Annotated in this window: 8 protein-coding genes; 5 read left to right on the top strand and 3 right to left on the bottom strand. The window is 72.6% G+C overall.

The features are described from left to right. Positions 1-42 precede the first annotated feature (42 nt). The 4 genes from ABD091_RS13335 (at position 43) to ABD091_RS13320 (ending at position 6145) form a co-directional block, all read left to right on the top strand. On the top strand, positions 43-1710 hold the full coding sequence (locus ABD091_RS13335; protein ID WP_343919191.1) for an alkaline phosphatase D family protein: 1668 nt from the start codon (positions 43-45) through the stop codon (positions 1708-1710). Then, a complete protein-coding gene (locus ABD091_RS13330) occupies positions 1707-2960 on the top strand; it encodes an alkaline phosphatase family protein (RefSeq protein WP_343919189.1) in 1254 nt (417 codons plus the stop codon). Before ABD091_RS13335 ends, ABD091_RS13330 begins: the two co-directional genes overlap by 4 nt. A gap of 24 nt (positions 2961-2984) precedes the next feature. Then, positions 2985-4454: an MXAN_6640 family putative metalloprotease gene (locus ABD091_RS13325; RefSeq protein WP_343919187.1), complete on the top strand. Its 1470-nt coding sequence runs from the start codon at positions 2985-2987 to the stop codon at positions 4452-4454. Between the two features lie 80 nt (positions 4455-4534). Further along, positions 4535-6145, top strand: coding sequence for an MXAN_6640 family putative metalloprotease (locus tag ABD091_RS13320; RefSeq protein ID WP_343919185.1), 1611 nt, complete (start codon positions 4535-4537; stop codon positions 6143-6145). Between the two features lie 20 nt (positions 6146-6165). Here ABD091_RS13320 and ABD091_RS13315 read toward each other — a convergent pair whose 3' ends face one another. Continuing rightward, positions 6166-8160, bottom strand: a complete 1995-nt coding sequence (locus tag ABD091_RS13315; protein ID WP_343919183.1) for an ATP-dependent DNA helicase — start codon at positions 8158-8160, stop codon at positions 6166-6168. A 60-nt stretch (positions 8161-8220) separates the two neighbouring features. Between ABD091_RS13315 and ABD091_RS13310 the strand changes: the two genes are divergently transcribed. Continuing rightward, a complete protein-coding gene (locus tag ABD091_RS13310) occupies positions 8221-9498 on the top strand; it encodes a glycoside hydrolase family 32 protein (protein ID WP_343919181.1) in 1278 nt (425 codons plus the stop codon). Here the strand turns inward: ABD091_RS13310 and secD are convergent. Together secD and ABD091_RS13300 are read right to left on the bottom strand one after the other, a co-directional pair. Continuing rightward, complete coding sequence (gene secD / locus ABD091_RS13305; RefSeq protein ID WP_343919179.1) at positions 9495-11759, bottom strand: protein translocase subunit SecD; 2265 nt, start codon at positions 11757-11759, stop codon at positions 9495-9497. The two genes, ABD091_RS13310 and secD, sit on opposite strands and share 4 nt — an antisense overlap. 70 nt (positions 11760-11829) lie before the next feature. Beyond that, positions 11830-12543 (bottom strand): cache domain-containing protein, encoded by a 714-nt coding sequence (locus ABD091_RS13300; protein ID WP_343919177.1) that lies wholly within the window; start codon positions 12541-12543, stop codon positions 11830-11832. Between the last annotated feature and the right edge of the window lie 21 nt (positions 12544-12564).

The raw sequence follows: 12564 nt of genomic DNA, 5'->3' as shown, positions 1-12564 counted from the left end.
GGCGTTCGCTAACCCGGGGCCGGGTGGGTCGTTGACCTGTCCGTGAGCCACCTCGTCCCCCGCCGTACCGTCCTGGCGACCGGAGCGGTCAGCGCTGTCGCGCTGCCGGTCCTCGGCCAGGGCTCCGCGCGCGCCGCCGACGACGGCGTCTTCGCCCACGGCGTCGCCTCGGGCGACCCCCTGCCCCACCGGGTCCTGCTGTGGACCCGGGTCACCCCCACGCCCGCCTCGACACCCGGCTCGGGGCAGGGTCCGACGGTGCGGGTCCACTGGGAGGTCGCACGGGACGCCGGCTTCACCCGCGTCGTACGCCGCGGGCACGTCTCGACCGGCGCCAGTCGCGACCACACGGTCAAGGTCGACGTCGACGGCCTCGACCCGGCGACCTGGTACCACTACCGCTTCACCTACGGCGGCACGACCAGCCGCACCGGCCGCACCCGGACGGCGCCCGCCCGGCGCGCCACCCCCGACAACCTCCGCTTCGGGGTCGTCTCCTGCGCCAACCTGCAGGCGGGCTGGTTCTCGGCCTACCGCCACCTCGCGGCCCGCGACGACCTCCACGCGGTCCTCCACCTCGGCGACTACCTCTACGAGTACGGGCCGGGCGAGTACGGCTACGGCCCGTCCAACGAGGACATCCGGCCCCACGAGCCGGCGAAGGAGATGGTCGCCCTCGGCGACTACCGCCAGCGCCACGCGCAGTACAAGGCCGATCCCGACCTGCAGGAGCTGCACGCGCGCTATCCCTTCATCGCGACGTGGGACGACCACGAGGTCACCAACGACCAGTGGAAGGCCGGAGCGGAGAACCACCAGCCCGACACCGAGGGCGACTACCGGCGGCGCCGCGCCCGCGCCCACCGTGCGTACGACGAGTGGATGCCCGTGCGGATGAGCGGCACCGCCGACCTGCGTGACGGCACCCGCCTCTTCCGGCGGCTGCGCTTCGGCGCGCTCGCCGAGATCTCGATGCTCGACCTGCGGACCTACCGCGACGAGCAGGCCGACCAGACCGGGGTCAGCGACCCCGAGCGCTCCATCACCGGCGCGAAGCAGCTCGACTGGCTGCGCGACTCGTTGATGCGGCGCGGGCCGCAGTGGAACCTGGTCGGCAACCCGGTCATGATCGCGCCGGTGGACTTCGGGACGCTCCCCGACGAGCTCACCGGGGCGGTCAACGACGTGACCGGGCTCCTTCCCGAGGACGGGGTCGCCTACAACGCCGACCAGTGGGACGGCTACACCGCCGACCGCAACCGGGTCCTGCGCCATCTCCTCAACCACTCCGTGGAGGACGTCGTGTTCGTGACCGGCGACATCCACTCCGGGTGGGCCTGCGAGCTGCCGAAGGACGCCTCGGACTACCTCTACGAGAACCCCGCCCGCGTGACCGCCGGCGTCGAGTTCGTGTGCAGCTCGGTCACCTCCAACAACCTCAAGGACATCACCGGCGACCCGACCGGCGTCACCAGCACCGCGGTCGAGGAGGGGATCAAGGCCAACAACCGACACATCCGCTACCTCAACTTCGACGACCACGGCTACTCCGTCCTCGACCTCACCCCCGAGCGCGCGCAGATGGACTGGTTCGTGATCAGCGACCGGGCCGACCGGGACGCCACCGTCCGGTGGGACGCCTCGTGGGTGACCAGGTCAGGGACGAGCCGGGTCGAGCCGGCCGACGCCCCGGTGGGAGGTGCGCGATGAACGCCGCGCTGAACGTCGGTCGCCGTACCTTCCTCGCCGGCGGTGCCGGTGCCGTCTTCTCGACCGTCCTGCTCCCCGGCGGGGTCGCCGCCGCGGCGCAGGGCCGCAAGCGCGCGTACGTCGTCGTGGTCGACGGCTGCAAGCCCGACGAGATCACGCCGACCCTCACCCCCACCCTGGCCGCGCTGCGGGCCGGCGGGCTCGACCACCCGCAGGCCCACTCGATGCCGGTGATGGAGACGATCCCCAACCACGTGATGATGATGACCGGCGTGCGGCCCGACCGCAGCGGTGTGCCGGCCAACGTGATCTTCGACCGCGCGCTCGGCGAGACCCGCACGCTCGACCAGCCCTCCGACCTCCACGCGCAGACCGTCATCCAGCGGCTCGACAGGGCTGGCTTCACGACCGGGACGGTGCTGAGCAAGGAATACCTCTACGGCATCTTCGGCGAGCGGGCGACCTACCGCTGGGAGCCGGCGCCGGTCATCCCCGTCAGCGGCCACGCCCCCGACGTCGCGACCATGGACGCGACGCTCTCGATGGTCGAGGAGCACGACCCCAACCTGGTCTTCGTCAACCTCGGCGACGTCGACCGGGTCGGCCACAGCGACTTCACCGGGGCGCTCGACGCCCGGATCGCCCGCCACGCGGCGCTCGCCGACACCGACGTCCAGGTCTCGCGGCTCGTCGACCGGCTGAAGTCGACCGGCGCGTGGGAGCACAGCCTGGTCGTCGTCCTCGCCGACCACTCGATGGACTGGTCGCCGCCGAACGGCACCGTCAGCGTCGGCGCGGCCCTCGAGGCCGACCCGATGCTGGCGGGGAGGGTCGCGATCGCCGAGAACGGCGGCGTCGAGCTGCTCTACTGGCTCGGGCCGGCGCGGCAGCGGGACGAGGCGGTGGCACGGATGCGGGACGCCGCGCGCTCGGTCGACGGCGTCCTCCACGCCCACCCGCGGACCAAGCGGTTCCTGCGGCTCGGACCGGAAGCCGGTGACGTGGTGCTCTACTGCGAGCAGGGCCGACGGTTCAGCGAGGACCCGGTCTCCAACCCGATCCCGGGCAACCACGGCCACCCCGCGACGATCCCGATCCCGTTCTTCCTGACCGGCGGTCACCCGCGGGTCCCGCGCCGCCACTCGTCGTCGCTGCAGGCCCGGACGGTCGACGTCGCACCGACGCTCTCGTCGTTCTTCGGGGTCGGCGGACCCCGGGGTGGGTACGACGGGACGAATCGGCTGCCGTAGGGGCTGCGCGTTAGCGTGCGCCCCATGCGTCTCGGACCCGTCAGCCTCCTGGTCGCCCTCGCGCTCGCCCTGCCCACCGCCGGACCGGCGAGCGCCGCTCCGGGCGGCGCGCCGCGCGACCCCGCGCTGGTGCAGGCCGAGGCCGCGCTGACGTCTCCGGCCGCGAGCGGGACCACGCCCGCGCCCGACGCCACCACCGCGCTGCTCGAGCTGGGGCGCGCCTACCCCCGCCTCAGCCCGGCCGAGCAGCGGGCGGCCGACCGCCTGCTCGCCCGGCCCACCGACAAGGCGAACGACCCAGAGGACGACGGCTACACCGTCGACGAGGAGACGCCGCTGTGCGGCGCCACCGTCTGCGTCCACTACGTCGCCACGACCAGCGACGCCGCGTCCCCGGCGTACGCCCAGCAGGCGCTCGACCTCGCCGAGCAGGTCAACGACACCTACACCGCAGCCGGCTACGACCGGCCGGCGGGAGACGGCGCCCTGGGCGGCGAGCAGGACAAGGTCGACCTCTACCTCGCCGACGTCGGCAGCAAGCGGCTCTACGGCTACTGCACCTCCGACCAGCCGGGCGGTTTCAGCGTCCGCACGCGGTGGGCCTACTGCGTCGTCGACAACGACATGGCCGCGCGGCAGTTCCCGCAGCACTCCCCGCTGGAGAACCTGCAGGTCACCCTCGCCCACGAGTACTTCCACGCCGTCCAGTTCGGCTACGACTACTGGGAGGACCTGTGGGTGATGGAGGCGACCGCGACCTGGGCCGAGGAGCAGGTCTTCGACGACGTCGACGACAACCGGCAATACCTCCGCTCCGGGCAGGTCGGTCGGCCCGAGCTCCCGCTCGACCACTTCGGGCAGAGTGCGCAATACGGCAACTGGGCCTTCTTCCAGTTCCTCTCCGAGCGGTGGTCGGGCACCACCGGCACGATGCCGACGATCGTCCTCGACCTGTGGGAGCGCCTCGGCGCCCGCCCCGGTGACCCGGACGCGTCCTCCGTCGCCGGCATCCGGCACGTGCTGGCCGACCGCGGCCGCGGCTTCCGTTCGGTCTACGGCCGGTTCGTCGGTGCACTGCGCTATCCCGAGCAGCGGTTCTCCGAGGGCGACGCGGCGGACTACCGGCCCGCACGGCCGGTCCGCTCCCGCACCCTCTCCCGCGAGCGGCGTACGACGCCCCGCTGGACGCGCCGCGTCGACCACCTCGCCAGCCAGACCGTCCGGATCCGTCCCGACCGGTCGCTGCGCAGCCACCACTTCACGCTGCGGCTGCGGCTCGAACAGCCGCGTGACGCGAAGCCGATGGCGCGGGTTCTGATCCATCGGCGCAACGGCGCCGTCAGCTCGACGATCGTCCGGCCGCGCGTGACGCGACCGAAGGCGCGGATCCCCTTCAACCGCTCCGTGAAGTACGTCGAGGTCGTGATGGCCAACACCAGCAGCGCGCTCGACAACCGGCCCTTTCTCGTCCGCGGCCGTCTCGTCCACGACTGACCGACCGAGAACCGGTGCGCCCCCGGAGCAGCCGGGTTAGATTTCCTCGTCTCTGTCGCCCGACTCGGGGGAACCCACCCATGCGCGCACGTCTCGCGGCCGCCCTGCTGGCCGCACTCCTCACCGTCCCGCTGCTGGGGGTGACCAGCGCCTCCGCGGCGCCGCGTGACCTCACCGGCCCCGAGCTGCCCGGACCCACGGCCGTCACCGCCGGCGACCGGGCCACAGCCGCCCTCGACCGGGCCCAGCGGCTCCTCACCGAGAAGTCATCCGCTGCCGCGCGTCGGCAGGCAGAGAAGGGTGCCGACGCCACGCTGGCGCTCCGCAACCTCGTCCGCGCCTACGACGACCTGTCGGCCAGCGACCGGGAGGCTGCCGACCGGCTGCTGGCCCGCCCCACCGACGGCGGGGCCGACCCCGACGGGAACGGCTACACCACGACCGAGGCGACGCCCCGCTGCGGCGACGTCGTCTGCATCCACTACGTCCCGACGACGTCCGACGCGCCGAACATGACGGACACCTCGCCCGCCAACGGGGTCCCCGACTCGGTCGAGCAGGCGCTCGCCCTCGCCGAGGGGGTCAACAGCACCTACACCGCGGCCGGCTACCGCCGACCCGACCCCGACGGCTCGCTGGGCGGTTCCTCCGGCAAGGTCGACATCTACCTCGCCAACCTCGGCGACCAGGGCCTCTACGGCTACTGCACCACCGACCAGGGTGGCGACACCTACAACCGATGGGCCTACTGCGTCATCGACGACGACTTCGCCGAGTTCCCCGCGAACACGCCGTTGGAGAACCTCCAGGTCACCCTCGCCCACGAGTACTTCCACGCCGTCCAGTTCGCCTACGACACCTTCGAGGACGGCTGGGTCATGGAGGCCACCGCGACCTGGGCCGAGGAGCAGCTGTTCGACTCCGTCGACGACAACCGCCAGTACATCCAGGCGGGACAGGTCGGGCGTCCCTACTACCCGCTCGACTACTACGGCGACTCCGCCCACTACGGCAACTGGGTCTTCTTCCAGTACCTGACCGAGCGGTGGCGCGGCGAGACCGGTGGCATGCCGACCCTGGTCCTCGATCTCTGGAAGCGACTGAGCGGTCGGGCCGGCGACCCGGACGACTTCTCCACGCAGGCCCTCCAGAACGTCCTCGCCGCCCGCGGGACCAGCTTCACCAAGACCTACGGGCAGTTCGCCGAGGCCATGCGGCAACCCGCCAAGGCCCTCGCGGAGGGCAAGGCCGCGGCGTACCGGCCCGCCGCCCCGGCGGACTCGGCGACGCTGTCGCCCCGCGTCAGAGTCGCAGCTGGTGAGATCCCGGTGAACCACCTCACGAACCTCGCGCTCCGCATCAAGCCCTCCCGCAAGCTGGGGAGCGCCGACTGGCGGCTGAAGGTGCAGGTCGACATGCCGCCCAAGGCGACCGCGCCCGTCAGCCGGGTCGTGACCCACCTCAAGAGCGGGAAGACCGCGTCCACGACCCTGAAGTTCCGCAAGCGGGGATGGTCGACCACCGCTGGTGCGTTCAGCGCGCGGAAGGTGAAGTACGTCGAGCTGGTGATCGCCAACGCGAGTCGTCGCAGCAACTGCTGGGTGTCGATCGACAGCCCGTTCGCCTGCCTCGGCCAGCCCCTCGACGACGGGAAGGTCTTCGGCATCCGGACGACGGCCTTCCGCCGCTGACCACGGCCCGGAGCGCCTCGTCAGGAACCGGCGAGGCGCTTCAGGGCCTGGCGGACGACGGCGGGGTCGGTCGTGGTCCACATCGGCGGCAGGCTCGCCTTGAGGAAGCCGCCGTAGCGCGCCGTCGAGAGCCGCGGGTCGAGGACCGCGACGACGCCCTTGTCGGTCGTGGTCCGGATCAGCCGGCCCGCGCCCTGGGCGAGCAGCAGGGCCGCGTGGGTGGCCGAGACCTCCATGAAGCCGTTGCGGCCGGCCTGGTCGGCGGCCTTGGCGCGCGCCGACATCAGCGGGTCGTCGGGGCGCGGGAAGGGGATCCGGTCGATGATCACGAGCTGGCAGGTGTCACCCGGGACGTCGAGGCCCTGCCAGAGGCTGAGGGTGCCGAAGAGGCAGGTGTGGGGGTCGCCCACGAACTGCTTCGCGAGCTCGGGGAGCTGGGCCTCGCCCTGGGCGAGGGTCGTCAGGTGGGGCAGCCGCTGGCGCACGACCTCGGCCGCGGCCTCCGCCGCGCGGCGGCTCGAGAACAGCCCGAGCGTCCGGCCCTCGGCCGCGTCGACCAGCTCGACGATCTCGTCGAGCTGCTTCTCCCCCAGCCCGTCGCGGCCTGGCGGGGGCAGGTGGCGGGCGAGGTAGAGGATGCCCTGCTTGCCGTAGTCGAAGGGTGAGCCGACGTCGAGGCCGCGCCACGGGACCGTGCCGTCGTCGTGGCCGTCCTCGGCGCCTGGTCCGACTTCCTCGGCCGGCTTGAGCCCGAACGTCGTCGCCACGGGACCGAAGTCACCACCGAGCCGCAGCGTCGCGCTGGTGAAGACGACCGTCTTCTCCGTGAGCAGCTTGTCGCGCATCGTCCCCCACACCTGGAGCGGCGCGACGTGGAGCCGACGCTGGGTCGAGGGCTGGCCGCCCGGGCCGTCGGAGAGCCACAGCACGTCGTGCTGGCTGTTCGCCGCCATCCGCTCGGCGGTCGTGAACACGTCCTGCACAGAGCCCTTCGCCTGCTGGCGCCCGGCATCCCCCTCGCCGGACTCCTTCTCCTTGGGATAGGCCGACAGGCAGGCGCGCGCGGCGTCACGGACCAGCACCAGGGCGTCGGAGAGCGCCTCGGGCACGAGGTCGAACCTGCCCTGGTCGGCCTCGAGCATCGCGACCTGGAGCGCGTCGCCGGCGTCGGCGAGGTCGTCGGCCTCCGTCCCCTCGACGTGGCGCTGGGAGCGGCGGGCCGCGCGGTCGACGTCGGCGACGGACAGCTCGTCGGTGGCCGCCTGGGTCACCCGCGCGACGAGCTCGTGGGCCTCGTCGATCACGACCGCGTCGTAGTCAGGGATCATCGGGACCCCCTCGATCGCGTCGATCGCGAGCAGGGAGTGGTTGGTGACCACGATCTTGGACTTGTGGGCCTGCTCGCGGGCGACCTCGACGAAGCACTCCTGGCCGAACGGGCACTTGCTCGCGCCGAGGCAGTCGCGGTGGCCGACGCTGACCTGCCGCCACTCGCGGTCGGTATGACGCGGCGCGGCGTCGCGCTCGCCCGTCCCGCCCGACTCCGCCTCCTGCTCGGCCCACTGGCGCAGCTCGAGCACCTTCTTGCCCATCGAGCCCTCCGGGACCTCGACGAGCGTCCCCTGGTCGTCGGGGACGCCGGCGCGGATCCGGTGGAGGCAGGCGTAGTTGGAGCGGCCCTTGAGGACGGCGTGGGAGGTGTCGACGTCGGGGTGGGACTGCGACACCGCCTCGACCAGCCGCGGGATGTCGCGCTCGACGAGCTGGTGCTGGAGCGCGAGGGTCGCGGTCGCGACCACGACCCGGTCACGGTGGAGCAGGCTCGGGACAAGGTAGGCGAGCGACTTGCCAGTGCCTGTGCCGGCCTGGACGAGCAGGTGCTGGTCGCCCTCGAGCGCCTCGGCGACCGCCTCGGCCATCGCGACCTGGCCGTCGCGCTGCTGGCCGCCGAGCGCCGTCACGGCGGCGCCCAGGACGTCGGCGACGGCGGGTCGGGCGGCGGTCTGCTCGGGCACCCCCGAACTCTAGGTGGCCGCCCCGACACCGTGGACCCCCGACCTGCCACCCTGTGGACCATGCGCGACCCGCACCGGCCGACCTTCCACCTGGTGCCGCCCTCCGGCTGGCTCAACGACCCCAACGGCCTCGGCCAGTGGGACGGCGTCCACCATGCCTTCTACCAGCACAACCCCGACGAGGCGCGCCACGACCGGATCGCCTGGGGCCACGCCACCAGCGACGACCTCGTCCACTGGCGTCACGAACCGGTCGCGCTCCGCCCTGACACCCCCGCCGACGCCGACGGCTGCTGGTCGGGGGTGCTCGTCGACGACGGCGGCACCCCCACGCTCGTCTACTCCGGCCACCGCGAGGGCGAGCTCCAGCAGGCCTGCCTCGCGCTGGGCAGCGCCGACCTCCGGACGTGGCGCAAGCACGACGGCAACCCGGTCCTCACCGCGCACGACGACCTGCCCGACCTCGATCTCACCGTCCTGCGCGACCACTGCGTGTGGCGCGAGGACGGCCGCTGGCGGATGCTGATGGGCGCCGGGTTCGGCGACGGCTCCGGCGGCGCCCTGCTGTTCGACTCCCCCGACCTCCGGTCGTGGACGTACGCCGCCACGCTGGCCTCGAGCGCCCGCCGGGCGGAGCCGGACACCGGGTCGGCGTGGGAGTGCCCGGACCTCTTCGGGCTCGACGGCCGCCACGTGCTGACGTTCTCGGCGTGGCACGACGACGACCTGATCCACGCCCTCGCGTGGACCGGCCACTACGAGGGCGACGCCTTCACGCCCGACGCGCTCCACCGGCTCGACCTCGGCGGCGGCGCGTTCTACGCCCCCCAGTCCTACCGCGACGACTCCGGCCGGCGGATCATGCTCGGCTGGCTCCCCGAGGCACGACCCGAGGCCGACTGCCTCGAGGCCGGGTGGGCCGGGGTGATGTCGCTGCCCCGCGAGCTGACCCTGCGCGCCGACGGGACGATCCACCAGCAGCCGGTCGCCGAGGTCGCGACGCTGCGCGGAGCCGAGCTGTCCGGCGACGACATCGCGGGCGATGCCCTCGACGTCGAGCTGCGGGTGACGCTCGAGGAGGGCGGGAGCGTCAGGTGGCGGGTCCGCGGTGCGGCGTACGAGCTGAGGCGGGACGGGGCGACGACGCTCAACGGCGAGCCGGTCCCCGGCGACGGGCAGGTCGACGTCCGGGTCGTCGTCGACCACTCGGTCGTCGAGGTCTTCGCCAACGGCACCCCGCTGACCACCCGCAGCTACACCGGGATCGGCGAGCCGCTGTCCCTCGAGGCGGAGCGCGCCGACGTCACCGTCCGCGCGTGGGAGATGGGTCCGGCCTAGAGGACGGCGCCGGAGTCCTCCGGGTCGCGAACGGTCCGCTTGACCTTCGGCGCGCGGGTCATCGGCCATCGCTCCTGGAGGTGGGTCAGCAGCGGGGTCGCGGTGAAGACCGAGGAGTAGGTGCCGACGACCAGGCCGACCAGCAGCGCAATCGCGAAGTCCTGGAGCGAGTCGCCGCCCAGGACGGCGAGCGCGGCGAGGATGAACATCGCACCGAGGCCGGTGTTGACCGTGCGCGGCATCGTCTCGACCGCGGCCTTGTTGGCGACCGAGGTGAAGTCCTGCTCGTGGGAGCCGCGCCAGCGCTCACGGATGCGGTCGAAGACGACGACGGTGTCGTTGACCGACAGACCGATGATCGTCATCACCGCAGCGAGGAAGATGCCGTCGATCGGCTTGTCGAGCCAGGCGAAGAGGCCGACGACGATGAGGACGTCGTGGAACATCGCGAGCACGGCGGAGGCGCCGAAGGTCCACTTGAAGCGGATCGCGAGATAGAGCATCTGGACCAGCAGCGCGATGCCGAAGGCGATCAGTGCCTTGTCGCGCAGCTCGGTGCCGAGCGAGGCGCCGATCTTCTCGTCGCGCTCCTTGGTCGCCCCACCGGCGGCGTCGCCGATGGCCTGCTCGATCTCGACCGCCTCGTCGTCGGTGACCTGGCCGACGCGGACGCTGATCTTGTCGGCGTCGCTCTCCTGGACCTGTGCCTCGGGGAAGCCGGCGTCGGCGACGGCGGCGCGGGCGTCGTCGGCGGAGATCGGCTGGGGCGTCGAGTACTCCAGCACCCTGCCGCCGGTGAACTCGACGCCGAGGTCGAGGCCCTTGCCGACGATGCCGCCCATCGCCACGACGAGCAGGGCGCCGGAGATCGCGAGCCAAAGGTTGCGCTTGACCATCAGGTCGGGGTTGCGGCGCTCGAGCCAGGTCCGGACCCGGCCGAGGTTGCCGAGACCGCTGATCGCGGGCCGCTTCTGGACGAAGCGGGTGCCGACGCCGACCTCGGTGAGGACCCGGGCGATGACGAGCGCGGAGACCATCGAGGCGACGACACCGATGGTGAGGGTGACGCCGAAGCCCTTGATCGGGCCGGAGCCGAAGATGAAGAGCAGGGCCGCCGCGAGCAGCGTGGTGACGTTGGAGTCGATGATCGCGCTCCACGCCTTGTTGAAGCCGATCTTGAGGGCGGCGGTCAGCCCCCGGTCGGGCTGGGCGTGGTATTCCTCCCGCGCCCGTTCGAAGACCAGCACGTTGGCGTCGATCGCGAGGCCGATGGCGAGCACGAAGCCGGCGAGGCCGGGCAGCGTCAGCGTCGAGCCGAGCGCGACCAGCATCGCGTAGGCGAGCAGGGCGTAGGACGTCAGCGCGATCGTGGCGAGGAAGCCGACGAGGCGGTAGACGAGCGCGATGAACAGCAGGGTGAGGGCGAGGCCGATGAGCGCGGCCTGCCACGACGCCTCGATGGCGGCGGCGCCGAGCGTGGGGCCGACCGTCCGCTGCTCGATGACGGAGACCGGCAGCGGGAGGGCGCCGCCCTCGATCAGGATCGCGAGGTTCTGGGCCTCCTCCTGCGTGAAGTCGCCGGTGATCTGGGTGGTGTTGCGGATGCTCGACCCGCAGGCCACGTTGACGCCCGGGGAGGAGATGACCTCGCCGTCGAGGACGATCGCGATCCGGTTGCGGGCGTCGGTCTGGCAGGCAGCATCGGCCGAGAGCGTCCCGAAGGCGTCGGAGCCGGTGTTGCTGAAGTCGACGTTCACGGAGTACTGCACGCCGGTCTGGTCGAGACCTGCCTCGGCGCCGGTGATCTCGGAGCCGTCGAGCGCCGACGGGCCGATCTCGATGACGTCACCGGAGTCGCTGGGCAGGACCTGGTTGGCGTCGTCCTGCGGCTTCGCCTCGGGGTCGGCGACGGTGCGGATCACGGGGTGGACGGTCAGCTGCGCGGTACGACCCAGCGCGTCGACGGCCTCGCGCGGGTCCTGGACGTCGGGCAGCTCGATGAGGATCCGGTCCTCGCCGGAGCGGGCCAGCGTCGGCTCGGAGACACCGAGGGCGTCGACCCGGCCGCGCAGCACCTCGATCGCCTGGTCGACGTTCTCGGCGTTGGCCTCGGCCCGGTCGGTGCTCTCGGCCTGCAGCGTGATCTGGGTGCCGCCGCGGAGGTCGAGGCCGAGGCGCGGCTCGCGCTCGACGGAGATCCACGCGCAGCCGGCCAGCAGGCCGACCACGAGCAGGAGCCGGAACCACGCACCGCGAGACATGGGGCGCATCCTCATCCACCCCACCGGGTGGGACCAAAATCCCGACCCCGTTGTTGCCGAGTCGTGACCCTCAGCGCTCGCCGAGATCGAGCAGCGCGAGCTCGGAGCCGGCGACCGGCACCAGCCGCGGGTCGCTCGCCGCGAGCAGCCCGGGGACGTCCACGTCGTCGACCAGGTCGCCGCTGAGCAGCGCCGCACTGGTGCTGACCACCACCCGCCCGGCCTCGTTGACGAGCGCGAGCACCCGCCCGGTCGCCCGCAGCCCCGCCAGGACGTGGTGCTCGACGGCCGAGACCCGGACGTCGACGCCGGCCACGCCCGCGAACGAGCCGTCGGGGCGGCGTACGGCGCGGGTGAAGGTCAGCGTGTAGTCGTCGGTGCAGAGGTAGTCGACGTAGGGACCGGTCACGACCCCGTCCGGCGCCTCGCGGTCGCGCGGCCCGGCGTACCAGGGCATCAGCGTGTAGTCGAAGAAGTGGGCGCCGGCCGGGTCGGTCTCGGAGACCAGCCGCTGGACGCTGCCCGAGTCCCACGCGAACCACTCCAGCCACCACGGCGCGTCGGCGAGGACCCCGGGGGCCGAGACGAACCCGCCGCCGTGGACCAGCACCTCGCGGTCGCCGAGCAGGTCGCGGACGACCGCCTCGACCTTGTCGAGGTCTCCCCTCCGGGTCGGGTCGTGGGCAGCCAGCGCGGCCTCCACGGCGGCCGCGATCCGGCCGGTGGCCACGCGCATGCCCTCGACGAGGTCGGTCAGGCCCGAGGCGTCGGGGGGCACGGTCACCGGTCGAGCTCCTGGAGCCGC

Origin of the sequence: Nocardioides aestuarii (genome assembly GCF_039527245.1) — a bacterium.
Lineage (GTDB): Bacteria > Actinomycetota > Actinomycetes > Propionibacteriales > Nocardioidaceae > Nocardioides > Nocardioides aestuarii.
Note: the sequence above shows the minus strand (reverse complement) of the source record. Positions and strands in the feature narration are given on the sequence as shown.

What these genes read in the sequence shown, in the direction of transcription:
- ABD091_RS13330 (WP_343919189.1), top strand. Translation starts at nt 1,707, where the DNA reads ATGAACGCCGCGCTGAACGTCGGTCGCCGTACCTTCCTCGCCGGCGGT.
- ABD091_RS13325 (WP_343919187.1), top strand. Translation starts at nt 2,985, where the DNA reads ATGCGTCTCGGACCCGTCAGCCTCCTGGTCGCCCTCGCGCTCGCCCTG.
- ABD091_RS13320 (WP_343919185.1), top strand. Translation starts at nt 4,535, where the DNA reads ATGCGCGCACGTCTCGCGGCCGCCCTGCTGGCCGCACTCCTCACCGTC.
- ABD091_RS13310 (WP_343919181.1), top strand. Translation starts at nt 8,221, where the DNA reads ATGCGCGACCCGCACCGGCCGACCTTCCACCTGGTGCCGCCCTCCGGC.
- secD (WP_343919179.1), bottom strand. Translation starts at nt 11,759, where the DNA reads ATGTCTCGCGGTGCGTGGTTCCGGCTCCTGCTCGTGGTCGGCCTGCTG.